The organism is Aquimarina besae, assembly GCF_042434905.1.
Classification (GTDB): Bacteria; Bacteroidota; Bacteroidia; order Flavobacteriales; family Flavobacteriaceae; genus Aquimarina.
The window spans coordinates 5,034,717-5,050,641 of sequence record NZ_CP170199.1 but is presented as its reverse complement, the minus strand read 5'-3'; the positions used below and the strand labels follow the sequence as shown (position 1 = coordinate 5,050,641).

19 protein-coding genes are annotated in these 15,925 nt (G+C 31.4%); 2 read left to right on the top strand and 17 right to left on the bottom strand.

Features of this window, described 5'->3' with window-relative positions; genetic code table 11:
- Positions 1-16 precede the first annotated feature (16 nt).
- Complete coding sequence (locus tag ACE94K_RS22395; RefSeq protein WP_378177927.1) at positions 17-616, top strand: fasciclin domain-containing protein; 600 nt, start codon at positions 17-19, stop codon at positions 614-616.
- A gap of 83 nt (positions 617-699) precedes the next feature.
- Here ACE94K_RS22395 and ACE94K_RS22390 read toward each other — a convergent pair whose 3' ends face one another.
- The 5 genes from ACE94K_RS22390 to ACE94K_RS22370 form a co-directional block, all read right to left on the bottom strand.
- A complete protein-coding gene (locus ACE94K_RS22390) occupies positions 700-885 on the bottom strand; it encodes a hypothetical protein (RefSeq protein WP_378177924.1) in 186 nt (61 codons plus the stop codon).
- 56 nt (positions 886-941) lie between these two features.
- The gene (locus ACE94K_RS22385; RefSeq protein WP_378177921.1) at positions 942-1,322 is read right to left on the bottom strand and encodes a hypothetical protein; all 381 of its coding nucleotides are present in this window, start codon (positions 1,320-1,322) and stop codon (positions 942-944) included.
- Between the two features lie 131 nt (positions 1,323-1,453).
- Positions 1,454-2,464 (bottom strand): transglutaminase domain-containing protein, encoded by a 1,011-nt coding sequence (locus ACE94K_RS22380; protein ID WP_378177918.1) that lies wholly within the window; start codon positions 2,462-2,464, stop codon positions 1,454-1,456.
- An 11-nt stretch (positions 2,465-2,475) separates the two neighbouring features.
- Positions 2,476-3,156: a carboxypeptidase-like regulatory domain-containing protein gene (locus tag ACE94K_RS22375; protein ID WP_378177915.1), complete on the bottom strand. Its 681-nt coding sequence runs from the start codon at positions 3,154-3,156 to the stop codon at positions 2,476-2,478.
- A 205-nt stretch (positions 3,157-3,361) separates the two neighbouring features.
- The gene (locus ACE94K_RS22370; RefSeq protein WP_378177912.1) at positions 3,362-3,880 is read right to left on the bottom strand and encodes a hypothetical protein; all 519 of its coding nucleotides are present in this window, start codon (positions 3,878-3,880) and stop codon (positions 3,362-3,364) included.
- Between the two features lie 577 nt (positions 3,881-4,457).
- Here ACE94K_RS22370 and ACE94K_RS22365 point away from each other — a divergent pair.
- The gene (locus ACE94K_RS22365; protein ID WP_378177909.1) at positions 4,458-4,589 is read left to right on the top strand and encodes a TlpA family protein disulfide reductase; all 132 of its coding nucleotides are present in this window, start codon (positions 4,458-4,460) and stop codon (positions 4,587-4,589) included.
- Between the two features lie 36 nt (positions 4,590-4,625).
- Here the strand turns inward: ACE94K_RS22365 and ACE94K_RS22360 are convergent, their stop codons facing one another.
- The 12 genes from ACE94K_RS22360 to ACE94K_RS22305 form a co-directional block, all read right to left on the bottom strand.
- Positions 4,626-6,281, bottom strand: coding sequence for a serine hydrolase domain-containing protein (locus tag ACE94K_RS22360; protein WP_378177906.1), 1,656 nt, complete (start codon positions 6,279-6,281; stop codon positions 4,626-4,628).
- Positions 6,282-6,671: 390 nt separating this feature from the next.
- Positions 6,672-8,156, bottom strand: a complete 1,485-nt coding sequence (locus ACE94K_RS22355) for a serine hydrolase (RefSeq protein WP_378177904.1) — start codon at positions 8,154-8,156, stop codon at positions 6,672-6,674.
- Between the two features lie 155 nt (positions 8,157-8,311).
- Positions 8,312-8,803, bottom strand: a complete 492-nt coding sequence (locus tag ACE94K_RS22350; RefSeq protein ID WP_378177901.1) for a DUF6985 domain-containing protein — start codon at positions 8,801-8,803, stop codon at positions 8,312-8,314.
- 299 nt (positions 8,804-9,102) lie between these two features.
- Complete coding sequence (locus ACE94K_RS22345) at positions 9,103-10,497, bottom strand: WG repeat-containing protein (RefSeq protein ID WP_378177898.1); 1,395 nt, start codon at positions 10,495-10,497, stop codon at positions 9,103-9,105.
- A 52-nt stretch (positions 10,498-10,549) separates the two neighbouring features.
- Positions 10,550-11,608 carry a two-component regulator propeller domain-containing protein gene (locus tag ACE94K_RS22340; protein WP_378177895.1) on the bottom strand — a complete coding sequence of 353 codons (1,059 nt, stop codon included), beginning with the start codon at positions 11,606-11,608 and terminating at the stop codon, positions 10,550-10,552.
- 276 nt (positions 11,609-11,884) lie between these two features.
- Entirely contained in the window at positions 11,885-12,049 is a 165-nt protein-coding gene (locus ACE94K_RS22335; protein WP_378177892.1) for a hypothetical protein, read from the bottom strand.
- 100 nt (positions 12,050-12,149) lie between these two features.
- Positions 12,150-12,863 carry a hypothetical protein gene (locus ACE94K_RS22330; RefSeq protein ID WP_378177889.1) on the bottom strand — a complete coding sequence of 238 codons (714 nt, stop codon included), beginning with the start codon at positions 12,861-12,863 and terminating at the stop codon, positions 12,150-12,152.
- Positions 12,864-12,866: 3 nt separating this feature from the next.
- Positions 12,867-13,484 carry a hypothetical protein gene (locus ACE94K_RS22325; RefSeq protein WP_378177886.1) on the bottom strand — a complete coding sequence of 206 codons (618 nt, stop codon included), beginning with the start codon at positions 13,482-13,484 and terminating at the stop codon, positions 12,867-12,869.
- Between the two features lie 18 nt (positions 13,485-13,502).
- A complete protein-coding gene (locus ACE94K_RS22320) occupies positions 13,503-14,747 on the bottom strand; it encodes a hypothetical protein (RefSeq protein ID WP_378177883.1) in 1,245 nt (414 codons plus the stop codon).
- Positions 14,748-15,013: 266 nt separating this feature from the next.
- Positions 15,014-15,274: a hypothetical protein gene (locus ACE94K_RS22315; RefSeq protein WP_378177880.1), complete on the bottom strand. Its 261-nt coding sequence runs from the start codon at positions 15,272-15,274 to the stop codon at positions 15,014-15,016.
- A 9-nt stretch (positions 15,275-15,283) separates the two neighbouring features.
- A complete protein-coding gene (locus tag ACE94K_RS22310) occupies positions 15,284-15,493 on the bottom strand; it encodes a hypothetical protein (protein ID WP_378177878.1) in 210 nt (69 codons plus the stop codon).
- A gap of 84 nt (positions 15,494-15,577) precedes the next feature.
- Positions 15,578-15,805, bottom strand: coding sequence for a hypothetical protein (locus ACE94K_RS22305; RefSeq protein ID WP_378177875.1), 228 nt, complete (start codon positions 15,803-15,805; stop codon positions 15,578-15,580).
- Positions 15,806-15,925 lie beyond the last annotated feature (120 nt).

Sequence of the window (15,925 nt, the reverse complement as noted above, 5' to 3'; positions counted from 1 at the left end):
AAAATCAATTTTAAAAATGAAAAATAGAACCCCGTTTAATTTTTTAGTTTTCATCATCATTATCACCTTTGTATCTTGTCAAGATCTTGTCGTTAAGAAAGAATCTAAGTCTTTAGAGAATGACAAGTTGATTGCTCAAGCAGATATCCCTTCTAAGGAAACTAATATTTCCACCATCAATGAATTAATATCTTACGATATAGGGTTTAGTGAATTGAACAAAATAGTTCAATCTTCAGAATATGCAGAAAAGTTTAGTGGTCAAAAAACATATACTGTATTTGCTCCTTTAAATGGTGCATTTAAGAAATTATCGAAGGAAACGATTGAAAAATTAATGTCTTCTGAAAACAAAGATGATATGACTGCAATTATGAACTGTCATATTATTCCTGGAACTATTAATGAGCAAGATATTATCAAAGCTATTAACGAAGGAGGAGGAAGTGTGAAACTAAGAACATTGGGAGGAACTAGATTAATAGCAAGTAGGAAACGAGGTAAAATTTATTTAATCGATAAGAACGGTAATTCGGGTCGTTTAATGAAGACGGATATCGAAGCGACTAATGGAATGATTCATACATTAGAAACTGTAATGTTGCCCAGAAAATAATAATAAGACATAATTTAATGTGTTTGTTTAAAACCGAAAAACCTCGCAATAGATAGAGTTGTGAGGTTTTTTATTGATATTTTTTAAATGACATAATAGTCCAAATAGCTACCTCCACATCTACTAGCAGCCTCATTTGCATAGTGCACTGCAGCAAATCCAAGACTTGAGTGAAATGTTACATTGCAACTTTGTCTTCTACCTTCCCAATCATATTCTCCTTTTACGGAGGCTTGTTGTTTTTTGGACAGTACTTTAATGTTCTTCAAATTTAAATTGTTTTCATCTATTATAATTTTCAATTGTTAATACTAATAAACTCTTGTTAGCTCGCAATTTTAAACTCTAAAATCACTAAAATAAAAATAATCAAGATTTCCAGACTAAAATATGCAAGCCCTAAAATAGTCAAGTTTTCATAAAAATAATAGATACATCCTATGGTGATTATACAATATGATAGATTAGCAAACGCGATTACCTTTAAAAGAAATTGCCACTTATTGGGATTTATGAAATAACAAGAGAAAGAATAGACTGCATAGATCGCCACAATGAATGCTAAATAGTACAATGTAGTTTTAGGCATTCCGATAAACTCATAATATGTAGTTAGCACTAAAGTCAAAAAAAATATAGTGAGTAATGCTCCCAATCCATCGATAAGAAAAAGTTGTTTTGGATTGTTTTGTAAGGTTTTTATCAATTGCCGGATTTTGGATGTCACGATTAGGTCTTGTTAAAGTATCGAAATAACAAGCTTAATGTATTAGTATTTTTTCAAAACAATGAAAAAAGATACTAAATTTTACATAGAGAACGAGTGAAAAAAGGTAGCTAGCTTTTAGAAACCTTGATCGTGTAGGTCGCCACAATATCACCATTAATTTTTAAATGTGTATCATAAGTTCCTTTGTTTTTGAACCTATGCGCAATAGAGATGATATTATTGACATTTTTGATGTTTTCAATTTTTAATATTTTCTCTTCAGATCCCAGGTATTGAACTAGTTCAATATTTCTATCCAAAAGGTAATTGGCCGATTTAAAACTAAAAGTGACCGTATCATTTTTATTGATCAAAATATCCATGTTTTGAGGCTCTAAAGGAGTTACGTTATTTTTAAAGGCTTCTGCATAAATCAGCGGAGCCTTTACAAAATTGTTTGCTGTTACACTTTTGGTGAGTAGCCACTTTTCTTCTAAAGGAAAATGATTTTTTCCAAATAAATTGGGTTCAGTTAAAAAGTAACCATCGTTATAAGCTTTTACAAAAGAATTATATTCATTTAGATATCCACTTGACCAGGTGGCATCACATAAATACCATTTGTTATTCAAGCGTACTGCATTCCAGGAATGATTAGCTATTTTCAGTTCTTTGACATTGGATTCCACTGATCTACCGTAGCCGTCTACAATTACGCAATTGATATTTGCCAGATAACATAGTTCTTTGATAAGATAGGCATAGCCAGTACACATTGTTTTTTTACGTGTAAGTAGTTTCTTAAAAACAACTTTTTTGTACTCGTGATTCCATCTCCTAAATGAAACGGAGTCGTGTTGTAACTTTTGTCGTTGCCTACTTACTTTAGTAAACTGATGGTTATCACCCTTAATGTTTTGACAAACCCAAAGATAGATAGCTCTAAATTTTTCAACTTCTGTCGGAAGCTTATGTGTAAGTTGATGCGCAAGAAGCGGAAGATTTTCCAGAGAAGCTCCTTTATGCACGCCAGCAATATTATCTGCTTTTGTGAAATCTATAGATGCAAAATCCGAGACTTGCGCAAATATGCTATGAGTAATAATGACAAGTAGAAAAGTATATAGGTTAGTTTTCATACGGAAAAGGATTAATTCTTTTTAGAACTATAAACTTTTTTGACAGCGACTTTTCCCATCAGGATACATCCAGATTCTTCTAGATGTACTTGTAATACAATATCGTTGACAGAATTTGTATCCTGAATAACTACTTTTTTAGAAGTAAAACCTAAATAACTAAATACTAGAACATCACCTTTTTTAAGTTGCGCCGGAAACTCAAAATTCCCATCAAGATCTGTTGAGGTTCCGATCCTAGTTCCTTCTAGAACAATATTGACTCCTGGTAATGGAACACCTTTTTCAGATACTACACCCTTAACGCTTATGTTATTTTCATTGATGACTTTTTGAAATTTTGAAGGGTTGTTATCCGCAGTTTTTAGTTGATTTTTGATGTTCTGCGCTTGTGTTTTGGTAAAAGAGAACAATGCAATACACGCAAATGCCAAACCAGTCAAAAGACTAATGTTCTTTCTTTTTGAATCGGTATTTGTATATGTTGTTAATTGATTGCTATTAAACCTTCCGCAGGTGTTTTTTGTCGAATGTGTTTCAAAGTATTGAATGATTTCTGTAATGTTCATTCTGGAGAAATCGATCACTTCTTTTGTGCAAGAATTGCAAAACCCACCTTTTTCTGTTGGAGAGAAGCTAGTAAAATTCTCAGTACATGGTGTTTTGATATTTAAGCTAAACTGATTTTTCATAGTAGTATATTTTTAGTTACTACTTCAAAACTAAGGGTATATTAGCCGATGTAAAATCTAGAATTAGTGAATGGTTCCTACTGTTACGTAAAGTGTACTTTTTGGTGAGTGATAACGAGAATAAAAGTCTTGTTTATGTGAATTTAGATTTGTTGTGCCGGGTAAAGCCGTTAAGCTTATGGGATTAGCAGTACGAAATTAGACATTACTTTCTTTCTATTTTGAATCCGTAAATGGTAGTCTGCATTCCGGCTATTTTCCATTTTCCATCTACTTTTTCCATGAGTCTCGTTTCGCGTTTCAGCCCACGCAATGAGTCTTGCTGTTTATAGGTTACCCAAGCCCCATGATCATAAAGCCTTACATTAATACTTTCTAGTGATTTAGGTAATGGTTCAGGTTCGGGGTGTTCTTCCATAAAAGTTTTGACAAATTGGTTGATTTCCTTCCAGCCTACGGATTCAGAAAAAGTACTATCTGCAAAATCAATATATACTTTTGTAATCTCCGGATCGTGTATCCAAAATTCCTTCCAAAGCTCATAATTTCGCTGAAAAGCAGCTTTGGTTTCGTTATTTAGAGCTTCTAAAATAGCTTCTTTTTCCTTTTCCGTATTGACTTTTGTATTTGGTTCCTGAATTATTTTTGAAGGTTTATCTTCTTTACAGCTTATGACTAGTAGTAAGAAGGTAATTATAGATACAGATGCTAATTTAGAGATCATAGTTTTGTTTTTAAATTCTTGTTAGGATTTATAATTTAAACAATTTTAAAGAGTAGGGATGCACTAAATTAGTTACTAAATTTTTGATTGTTATTTGTTTCTTGGTTTTTATTAATTCAGAATTTTTTAATTAACCAGTTTATAGCTAGTGTATATCCCGTTATAGACGAAATTCCATAGCCTAAAAGAGGCATGGGGAATTTCTAAAAACAGTAGAAAACAATAATATAGTGAGGTAAATTTTCAGACTAAATGAAATTGATTGATGATTTCAAGTTTTTAAGAGAAAGAAGAATATGGGCAGTAAAGCCAAAGATAAAACAGCTCGTATCCATAGAATTACTCCGAATTCTCTGGTTATTGAGAGGATACTTCTACATTATCAACGAGCGGTAATTCATCTAGAAAAAACCAAGCTCAAATTGATACAAGTAAAGAAATTGAGAATTATATATTGTAAGTTTTTCATAATTTGTTCACTTAAGAAATAACTAAAAGCTACCTGGAAACAGACAATTACTGATAAAGAACTTGGAGGACTACAACTATTTGCAGATAAATCTTTTGATAGTGATTTATGAATACATACGCAGTGAATTCTATTCCAGGTTTTATACTGATTGATCCAGATGGTAAAATCATCAACTTAGAACCACCAAGATCTTCTTTTGAAAAAACAAAAAATGTCTTAGATAAATTATTAAAATAACTTTACATTTTCAGCTTTTATATGATCGGTTTTGTACTAGTCTTGTTTTTCAAACTTCAAATTTTTAACTCTGCCAGAATCCAGTTCAAATCCAGAAACAACATCATTTGTTCTTTGAAACTTGACTACACCTTGTTTCAGAACAAATTTATCTATGTCTTCAACAGTACATTCGTTCATTTTTTTATTATCAATTTTTAGTTTTAAAGCTTCATCATTCAGTTCAAAAATATAAGTTACATCGAGTTCCTTGCTGTAATATTTTCCAACGTAATCAGTAAGCTTTATTTGAGAGAGATCAACTTGTTTTTTTCTAGATGCTTTCGTTTTTCTGCCACCTTGTAAAATAGAAAGGGTTTGTGTTTGGTCTTCATTCAAATCCGAAAATGTAAAACTTATTCCTTCTTCTCCAGGAATTTGAAACGTGCTCCCTTTGATTCTAACAATATTATAGGAAGATTGGTTCCAAGTTTGTAAAACACGCAGCGAATCAGTTTGGATGGATAACTTTAGTGTAACCCCAGGTTGTATTTCATAAGCTCCGGCAATTTGTTTTAACGAAAATTCTTTACTCGAAGTTGTCTTTATTTCTCTCTCTTCTTTTTTGTCGACTTCATTTTTAAGTTGGTGTTCGAGTATAATATCCGCAACTTGGTTTGCCATTAATGACGGATTAGCATCACCGCGATTGGCAAAAATAGCTATGGATAATTTTTGCTCAGGAAAACGAAGCAATTCAGCTCTAAACCCAACAAAAGCACCTCCGTGTCTTATAGTTTTTAGTCCTTTATATTCACCTATCATTAGTCCCGATGCATAATCGATTGTTTCTCCGTTATTTAAAACACCTTGTTTTGTCATCATTTTCCAAAACTCTTTGCTCAGAACATTGGAGTCATAGAATGCATCATCCCATTTCTTTATATCATTTATTGTAGTAAAAATGCCTCCATCACCTATCATATCCAATGTTGTCATGCTAATTTTGTAGCTGTTATTGTCACTAGGTATGTATCCTGAGGCTCTATTTTTAACAATTCTTGTATGGTCATTATGGAAATGGGTGTCGTGCATTTCAAGAGGTTCAAATATTTCCTTTTGCGCAAACTCTGCCATATTCGTTCCCGCCACTTCTTTTACAATTTGACCTAAAAGCCAATATCCCGAATTACTATACAAATATTCTTTTCCAGGAGCAAAATTAAGATCAGTTTGATTTACTAACCATTCCATAATGTCGTTATCGGTGTAAAAGTCATCATCTTCCAACCCCTTTAAATATGCTAATTGCAGATAATCCCTGATGCCACTGGTATGATTTAATAAATGTCTGACAGTAATTTTGTTTGCATACTCAGGAAAATCAGGAAAATAGTTTTTTAAGGTATTCTCAAATTTTAATTTTCCTTGTTCAGCTAGAAGCACAACACAAGCAGCTGTGAATTGTTTAGAGGTAGAACCTATTCTAAAAACTGAAGAGGTGGAGTTTGGAATTTTATACTCCATATTTGCTATGCCATAGCCTTTTGCATAAATCAATTCACCATTTTTAATTATGCCCATAGCACAACCAGGAGTATTATCGTTATCCCATTTATAAAAAATACTATCTATAGCTTGGCTTTGTTTGATTTGCGCAATCGAAAATACGGAGCAAAGAAAGAATGTAATTAGTACGATGATGTTTTTCATGTGTGGGTGTTTTTTTGCCTACTTGTTGTTAATGTTGGCTAAAGGTTTTCTGACACGCACTTAACCAAGTTCAATTTTCCTTATTATTTTTCTAAAATACTAAATTTAAGTCTTTGCATAGCTACCAAATAAGCGGCAACTTTTAGATTTTTTCTAAACCTTTGTGGACTATGTATATTATCCTAAGTTATTTTACTCTTCCAAGACCTTTTTTAAAACTTCTCACATTTAACTTTTTTTATTAACTGGATATATTCTACAAGAAGGTTCAATTTAGAATCTATTTGGTCTCCTTCAAAAGGATCTCAATAATTATTTTTAGTTTTATATTCACGAGCACATCTAATTACTAAAATCACTATTTGTTGTGGCAAGATAAAGTGGGTAGTTTCAATGTTCTGTTTGCTTCATAAATTCAACAGGTTTTGATTGTAAGTTGATGGTTAAAGAGGATATTTTATCATGATTATTGGTTCTGAAGTTTACTGCAAACTCTGGATTCATTATATCTGATATATCTTTTAATGGCTTCATCACAAACACATTGTGGTATAAGTGTTCTAAAAAGAATGTATGTTCAGGATAGATGGCATATAAGTGACCATCTTCTAAAACAATCTTTATGTTTCCATATCCTTGGTGTAGATATTCTCCAACAAATGATGTTAAGGAATGCGTAGGTGATTTTTTGGTATTTATCGACTTGTTCAACTTACCCGGGTGATAAATGTCTGTCACCATAATCGGATAATCTTGATCTTTTTTTACTCCCAACATTCTATTCTTGATGATATCGGCAATTATGTATGGAAGAATGGAATCATCCTGATTTGTTAAGACGGTAATACCAAAATTCTTAAATGGATAGGTCACAACAAGCGTACTAAAACCGGAAGTGTTACCCCCATGATAAACTTTAAACTCTCCATCTTGGGTTTCTACCCGCCACCCTAATCCATAGCCCGTTAAGAATAAAGACGGTTCGTAATCACCAGCTCGTTGATTATGGAACAATCTTGCATTTTTTAGAAAGTCTCTAGGTATTACTTGTTTGCCATTATTTGTGCCGTTGTTTAACCACGCCATCATCCAATGAGCCATATCTGTTGATGTGCTTCTAATACCGCCAGCTGGTTTGTAGTCCTTGTACTCTTCAAATTGAACTTGTTGAATATCATTTTTTAGTAGCCCGTAGCCTAGAGAAAAATTATTATTTTTTTTAGCACTAGCTAAATCTGTAAAAGAAGAGGACATTTGCAAAGGCTTAAAGATATTCTGTTGCACTAACTCTTCCCAGGTTTGGTTGGAAACTTGTTCTGCAATGGTACCGGCAATGGTAAATCCCATATTGCTATAGATACTACTTTCTTTAACTTTTCCTTCGGGTTCTATATACTTTAATTTTTGTAAAACTTTTAAACGATCATTCTCAGGGAAAAGCACCAAGGTTCCATTTATAGCTCCCAGGCCACTTTTGTGAGACAATAGATCTTCAATAGTAATGAGCTCATCCATCTCAGTGTTATAAAACTCAAGAGTTGGTATATAATCTGAAGGCTTGTTTTTTAACGAAAGTTTGTTCTCTTCTTCCAAAATTCCTAATAAGGAAGCCGTGAAGGCTTTTGAGCAAGAAGCAATAGGGAAAACGGTATTTATGTCAACTACTTTTTTATCATCTAAATTTCTATATCCAAATCCTTTATTGAAAATAATCGAATTGTTTTCTACTACAGAAACGGATAATCCAACGGCTTTGTAGATCTTCATCCATTCTTCAATTTTTTGATCAAGCCCATCTAATTTATTTGTATTTCCTTGGCCATAAGAGGAAATAACAAGTGCGAAAAATAATAATGCTAGAATTGATTTTGTCAATTTTTTGATTTTTAAGGTTTATAAATTCTGACTTACGATTCTGTCTATGAATTGTTACGTGTAAGACGACAGTAACACTTCGAACTCGCCTATCGGTAGCAGGTGAACACAAAGCCAAGTTTTTATTGGATACATTGTTATGTGGTGTTATTATTTTACGTTTCTCCTATTCCACCAATATCAATTATCTTATTATTTTCAAGTCTTATTTCAATTCCGTGTTCTGTATCAATTTTATAACGAATTAAGATTTTAATATTTCCGTGATCTAGGATTCGGATATAATTAATGTATTTTATGTATTCAAAATGATTATCTTTAGTTAATATTCCTAATGGTTTTTCTCCTGATTCCTCTTCGTTTTCATAGTAATGAGCATATAATTTGAGATACCTCTCAAAAGTCTTTTCTTTTATTTTTTCAATAATTTTTTCTAGTTCAGCTATAAAACTAGAGTAGGTGTATTCAAAATCATTTAGTTCATTATTAGAGGGAATTGTTTCTATCTCTTCTCCATCTTCATCAAATTCTCTTCCTAAAAATATTGTAATCTCTTTGTTGTCAAAATGTTCTGATTCCAAAAGAACTTCGGCTGAGTATCCAGCCCAATCTTCTTCAACTTTCCCCCAGTATTTATGTTTCTGCATATTTTTTAGCTTATCATATACAATATTTATAAATGCCTTCAGGCACTTAAAAACACCTTGCTTTCGATCTTTTTACACTGGCTAATTCCTTTGAAGCCAAGATTGTTTTTAGCAAGCTTTGCACTTTCATAAATATATAAAGACGTGTTCAAATCTATCGCTTAGCTTGCTAAGGCATCATAGCTATGGAGTTAGTATATATAACTTTTACCAAAATTTCCACCAAGGTTTACACTTCATTTTTAAAGATTGTTTCTTTAAGTCAGGACTTATATGTTTTATTAAATAATAGTTTGTTTTTATTTGTTTTTGGTAAAATATTCCCAATACTCATCCAGATTTTCATTTCCATTAAACTTTAATTCCGGATCTAATTCAAAACTAGCTATATCTTCAAGATCATACCATAGGTTATAGAATCTATCTAAAAAGAATGCAGCTTCTGGTTTAACCATAAATCTATACAATCCAATATCCAAATTATTTTTATCCTTATAGCAATCAATTCCTTCATTTGTCAAGAGGTCTTTTGATTTTAACCATTTAAGAATAAAATATATAGGCTTGATTGCTCCTTTTTTTGTTATAGTAAATCCATCGTAACTCCATTTGGCTTTAACCCATACATTTTTTTCTTTAATAACATTTTCTGAAAGGGCAGATTTTAACAGTTCATTTTTTAGCTTTTGTTTTTCTAGTTTGGCTTCTATCTCACATACTATTTCACATTTTGAATTGATATAATACTCTTGTCTATCATTACTGCAACGGGCTAACCTCCATTTGTTACTTTTAGAAAGTTCGTGAGTCATTCTTTTGGAAAAATCCCAAATCTCGTCAAATTCAGGTTCTTTTATAAATTGGCCAGCCAAATCAATTAACCCCCATTTTTTACCATTTAAAGTTGCCGGGGCAACACCATCTTGGAAATATCCTACACCTTTAAATTTAGGTTCAATAAATATTTGTTCAGTTTTATCCATAAACCCCCATTTACCATCAATCTCAAACGAACACACACCATCGTGATAACCTCCGAGATCATCATATTTAGGTGGTATAGCAAAATCACCATGAAGGTCTATTAAACCATATTTTTTCTTAGCTTTTACTACAGCTAATCCTTCTTTAAATCCACCATTTATTGTGTCGACAATAGTGCATTTTTCCGTTTTTAGTTTATTCCCTTTTTTATCAATAAAAAATTTTTGACTTCCTTTTTTAACAATAGCATATCCATCATTAAATCTATAACCCCAATCATAAATAAAAGGAATTATAACTTCTCCTACTTTATTGATATATCCGTGTTTTTCATTTTCGCGAACATTGGCAAGTCCGTCGCTAAAACCTGAGGAATAGCTGTCTTCATATTTTGGTTCAATAATTATTTTTCCGTCTAAATTAATAAATCCCCATTTACCACTTTCTTTACATCTAACGTAGGCTACTCCTTCAGAAAATGGTTCGCCCCAATCAAATTTTGGGTTTCTGATTGAAGTTTCTCCTTTAGAGTTTATATACCAAAAATGCGCCGGCTGGCTTTCTGAATTCGTTCTTGGTACAAATTCTTTAAAAACACCTACTAAGCCTTCAGAAAAATCACCAACCTTATCATAAGTAGGTAAAATTACAATTCGTCCTAATGCATCAACAAATCCATACTTTTTGTTATGTCTAATTTCGTAAATCATATTTTTGTTCGATAAAATTCATAGCTTATGAAGTCCTGCATTTCCTGCAATCTTATAGTTTGAATTTTTCAAAAGCTGTTCCATTAAATTTATATGCTCCGTTTTGGTGGGTACCAAGCCATAGTTCGCCATCGTTGTCTTTGTAAATGCTGAATAGCGTAATGTCTTTTGAATTGTCTTTAATTATATATTGAGTAATTTTTATTCCATCATATTTCCAAACGCCATCACGATATGTTACAAACCACAAATTATCATCTTCGTCTCTTACCGTTGATAAATACTCGTCCAAATCGCTATCCTTTTTCTCGTCTAGACCCCCAATGCTTTCGTGTCGTGTGTAAAACTTATTACTTTTTAACGTTATGCTGTCGTAAACGCTATATCGATATTCGGTATTGAACCAAAAGTCTCCATTTTTATCTTCGGTAATAGAACGCACTCCGTTCGCTCCTTCATTGCGAAATTCTGTCACATCTTCTTCTGTAATCCATTTAAATGATTTTCCATCATAACGACAAGCTCCTACAGGGTTTGTGCCAAACCAAATGTTTTCTTTTTTGTCTTTATAAATGCTGTAGATTTCAAAAGGATTAGAAAGGTTTGGCGGTTTGGGTAATTGCAATTCATATAAAGTACTTCCGTCATACCGATATACTTTCTCATTTTGATAAGCGTGTTTAAACCACATATCTGTGGATTTAAGTTTCCAATCATTACTAGGGATTCCCTGTAATGTTGTAAATGTATTTCCATCAAATTTAACTATTGTAGAAATTGGATGACAACTTGTGAAGTATATGTTACCAGAATTATCTTCTTTTATCTCATCGATTCTATTGTTCGGTAATCCATGCTTGGTGGTAAAATTAATTAATGTCTTTCCGTCAAATCTATATATCCCTGTTTCCCAACTACCAAACCAATAATTTTTTTTCTTATCCTGATAGATAGCCATGATACTACTACCAAGTTCTTCTACAATGTCGCCTTTTACCAATAGTTCTTTAAACTGGTTAGTGTTTTCTTTCTTATTAGAGTGCTGAACGTGGCAAGATATCAATAAAACCAAAGCGCTAAAAAACGTAAATATGTTTAGTTTTATGGTCATCTGATTGAATTCTGTATTTTCGTCATATCGTTAAAATTAACCTGTTTTGTAATAGTCTGTTGCGGGTTGATATAAGTTGATTTAGTAAGCACAGATTTTAATAATTACGGGTATAGATTGTTGGCAACTTTCTATTCTGTTAATTTATTAATTTTAGCGTTGCCTCCATATTTTCTAATAATTGAATCTCTTTAATAACAATGTCGGTCATCGAAATCGACAGATAGGTTGCTATTCGTCGATAGGATTTCTCATTCTGCTCAAAGTCCATCGTAATCAATCCAGATAATTTTCAACAGACTTGTAAGCGCCATCAATATCATATCCAGAACCTCCCAAAATCCAATCATAAAAATCTTTTTGGGTGAGAAGAATTTTATATTCACAATTCTCTATCTTATAATAATCAGAAGGGTTTTTTAGTTTTTTGGATACTCTCAATAATCTTTTCTATCCTTTTTAGTAAAGTATGTATTTCTTTCTCTGATCTCATAAAGTAGAATGTTTCACTTTAAATTAACGCACTAATTTATTAGTATGTTTAGTTTTTAATAAAATTATAAGATTCTTTGATTTCTTTGATCTCATTGATCTTCATAAAGCCTTCTTTACCAGGAATTCCGTATACGAGCAGATGATCCCTATTAATTTCTGCAATAGGAACAATCCATTTTCTTTTGTTTTTTCTCCAATAGAATGCTATAAAATATGTATTATCGATCTTTTCTAATCTATAATAATAACACCATCCTAATTTTTCCATACGCTCATATATTTTTTTCATCTTATCTGAACACATATCGCCTTGCAACTTTAATCTGGCTTCTTGTCTTATCATTGAAATAGGATAAAAATGCTCATATTGTTTTTTGTATATACTGTCTACTGGATATTTTATTGTTGTAGGAATTAATTTTGTATAAATAAATTTGTTGATCTTTTTGGTTCTTCTACTCTTAGAATATTCAATTAGTGTTAGACTATCCTGTAATTCATAATTAATTTCATTTACAATTTGTTTCTTTTTGTAATATTTAATTAATTTATCAGTAGTATCAATCTTTATTTGATTAATAAAGCACAGACTATCTAAACTATAAATTTTTTCTTTGTTTTCGGTCAATTCCCTAATTAAGCTATTTGGTGAAGAATATGTGTGATCATCTACAACCATTACCCATTTACCAGTTATATCTTGACCGCTAGAATAATTTGTATAAGTTAAAATAGAGAGAAGAAGTAATAAGTTTTTCATTGTTTAAATCTTATCGATATGATATTGTGCGTGAGACATTTTGTAAGAATCCGTAAAAAAAGCTTTACGATAATTAATTATTTCCGTTGAATTTAGGGCAAAAACATCAGGGATTTTCAAATTTAAAAGCTCTCTAGGGAATTCATTATAATAAAAATGTTCTAACACTTTTGTTGAGATGAAGTTCTTAAGCTCCTTATCTATGTTAAAGCTTGTGGAGTAATATTGCTTGTGAAAAGAACCGTGTTTTTCTTTATGTTTTCTTTGAAAATCATAGTCCACATTCAAATTAATCATGTGATAAAAAGGAACTAACATGCTGAGATAAATTGTTGTTGTTCTCTCTATACTGTGATTTTTTTCTTGAACTATTTCAATTTGGTAACAAGGTGTTATTATTTCGGTTTTATTTATATTAATCCATTTATCTGGATATACTGTTTTTAGTATTTCTTTAAATTCGGTTAATTGGTTTAAAAATGTTTTGTTTTGATATTCATTTCTCAACAGCATAAATGCCTTTGCTTCTCTCGATTCATAATATAAGGGATCAGAATTATATAGATTTTTGGGATAATACTTATAAACTGCTGAATTTAAGAAAGAAAGAAACAAAGACATAGTTAGAATTATTTTTTATTATCTGCAATTATCGTTTAAAAACATCGTAGTTTGATACTCAGTAACTGGAATTGGATCAAGACCAGAAAAAGGAGAAATACTAGCGGCAGATCCTGGCATAATCGTAGCTAAGTTTTCATTAAGGGTTTGCATAAATAATGCGCGTAACTGAGATTCACTATAACCAGTTGCAATATGCAAACCAACTAAATAATTTGTTGTTGCTTGTACTGCTTGAGCTGTTAAATTAGCACCTTGTCCATTAGTTAAATTTCCTTGTAAACTAGAAAACCTTGGGGTAATAAAATAAATTGGTTGATTCATAGTTATAGTAACGACTTCTCGAAAGTTTCCATTTACAAGCGTCACAATATTAAATCTAATATTTCTTGTAGCACATACTTGAGTGTTATCTAAAAATTGCTGATATTCAAAACTTTTACAACTAGGAGGTACAGTAAGGACATTGTCATTCGAAGAATCATAATTATTCGTATTCCCTGATCCTGATCCTCCTGAACCTCCTGTACTACCATCATCATTAGTTCCTCCACCTTCATTTGTTTCGCTACAATCATAAACACTTTCTACAAATTCTGCTTCATAGGTTGTGGTCACAACACCATTATGAGTAGTGGTTAATTCAAATATTTCGAAAACATCATAACGAATACATCCACTATTTTTTTGTAGTAATTTTTGTTGTACACCATTTTCAATAGTAATGGTTTGATAACTATCATCAGTAAGGTTAAACCTTGTGATATTTCCAGAAAATGGTACTGCAATACCTTCAGAAACATTTAGGATATAGTTTTCAGTGGGTTCATAACGTAGTATACTGATGTTTTTAATCTCACCACTATCTTCGTTTATGACCAATTTGTCGTTATAATTGTGATTACCTAGGGTATGTTCAAATGCATAGGTGTAACTCTTTTTTGTTCCGTTGTCTGAAACAATACAATAATTCAAGAGTTCATCGCTAAAATCTGATTGATTATTGGCTTTCGTTTGAAATTTAGAAGATAATTTTTGAAAATCTAGTGACCCTACAGCATCCTGAACATATGAAGGAGTTTGCTCAGTTGGTGTATGTTTTACGGGATTCTCAAGAGAAACTTGCTGTATCTGTTCTACATCACTTATAGACTCGTCATTACAACTTGTAACAGCAAGCAAGAGAATACATATTGAGAATAGTAAGGTTAACGGTTTCAAGATAGGTTTTACTTCAGGTTTTAAATTTAGAAAATTTTTCATAGTAGTTAAAGTATTTATGATTTAAAAATGATGTGCATTGTTTTAAAAAAAATAAGCATTAAAAAGTGACGCTCTTTTGATGTTAAAAAGAGTAAAATTAGTTGGGTTTCTACAATAAAAAAGGGTGTTCAAGTAGATCATTTGTAGTGTTATTTTAGAGTAAAAATACTATTGATTAAGCGGAAAAAATAGCATTTAAAAGCCTTCTTCCCGTAGTTGCATTAGATCGTTCGAAAGCAACAATTAAGATGCCTCTTAGCTTGTAATTAAATTATAATCACATGATTACAGATTCTTTTTCGTTTCTTTTCAAAAAACCGTAGCACCAAATTTCTAGTTATTATTACTACAGTTTCCTCAACTGTTTTTTGTTTGTAAAACAATTGATCAATCCATACATACAACAGGATAGCACCTGGATTTTCATTGACCAGTTCATACATAAATTCAGGTATCGAGATATGGAATACTTGTAGCACATCAGAAAAATATAAGTGCATCTTTTTATCTGTTAAATCACATTTCATAAAACCGGTTTAATCTATTTCTAGATATTTTGATATCATATTTTGTATATACCTATCAATGATTTTGATTTCTGTTGCAGTGAGTTTTCGATTATTGGTAATGAACTTATAAATTGTGCCTCTGGAAAACCCCAATGTACGTTCTAATGGCTGTATGCTTAAAATTTCGTTGTAGTCAATAATCCATTGTTCTACTTTTTTTCTTTTAGTGCTACTCATAAAAGAATATTGTTATGGTTAATAGTTCTATTATGACGGGGTAATGTGTGTTTATGTTAAATGGGTAGTCTGTGTAATATTTGTTTATAGAGTGTTATGTAACAAGGTTACGTTTCTTGCTCTATGAATTAAACGAATCGTTTCTTTGGTGGATTTACCTTTATAAAAAGATCTCTTTATCCATGAAAATATCAAAGATTCATAAAATTGCTTTTCCTTTACCTTAGATGTTAAGTCGTGAATGTCAATATGAAAATTGTCAATTACACTTTCTGTAAAGCTGTTGATGTCTAATGTGTCTTTTCTATTCATAGCCGTATTATTCAAATAAGTATAATATGTAATGTTGGTTAAGATTCACTTTGATAGGGTAAAATTTTCATACATTTGTTTAGTTACTATACAAATATAAGATTATTTTCTTATAAAAGA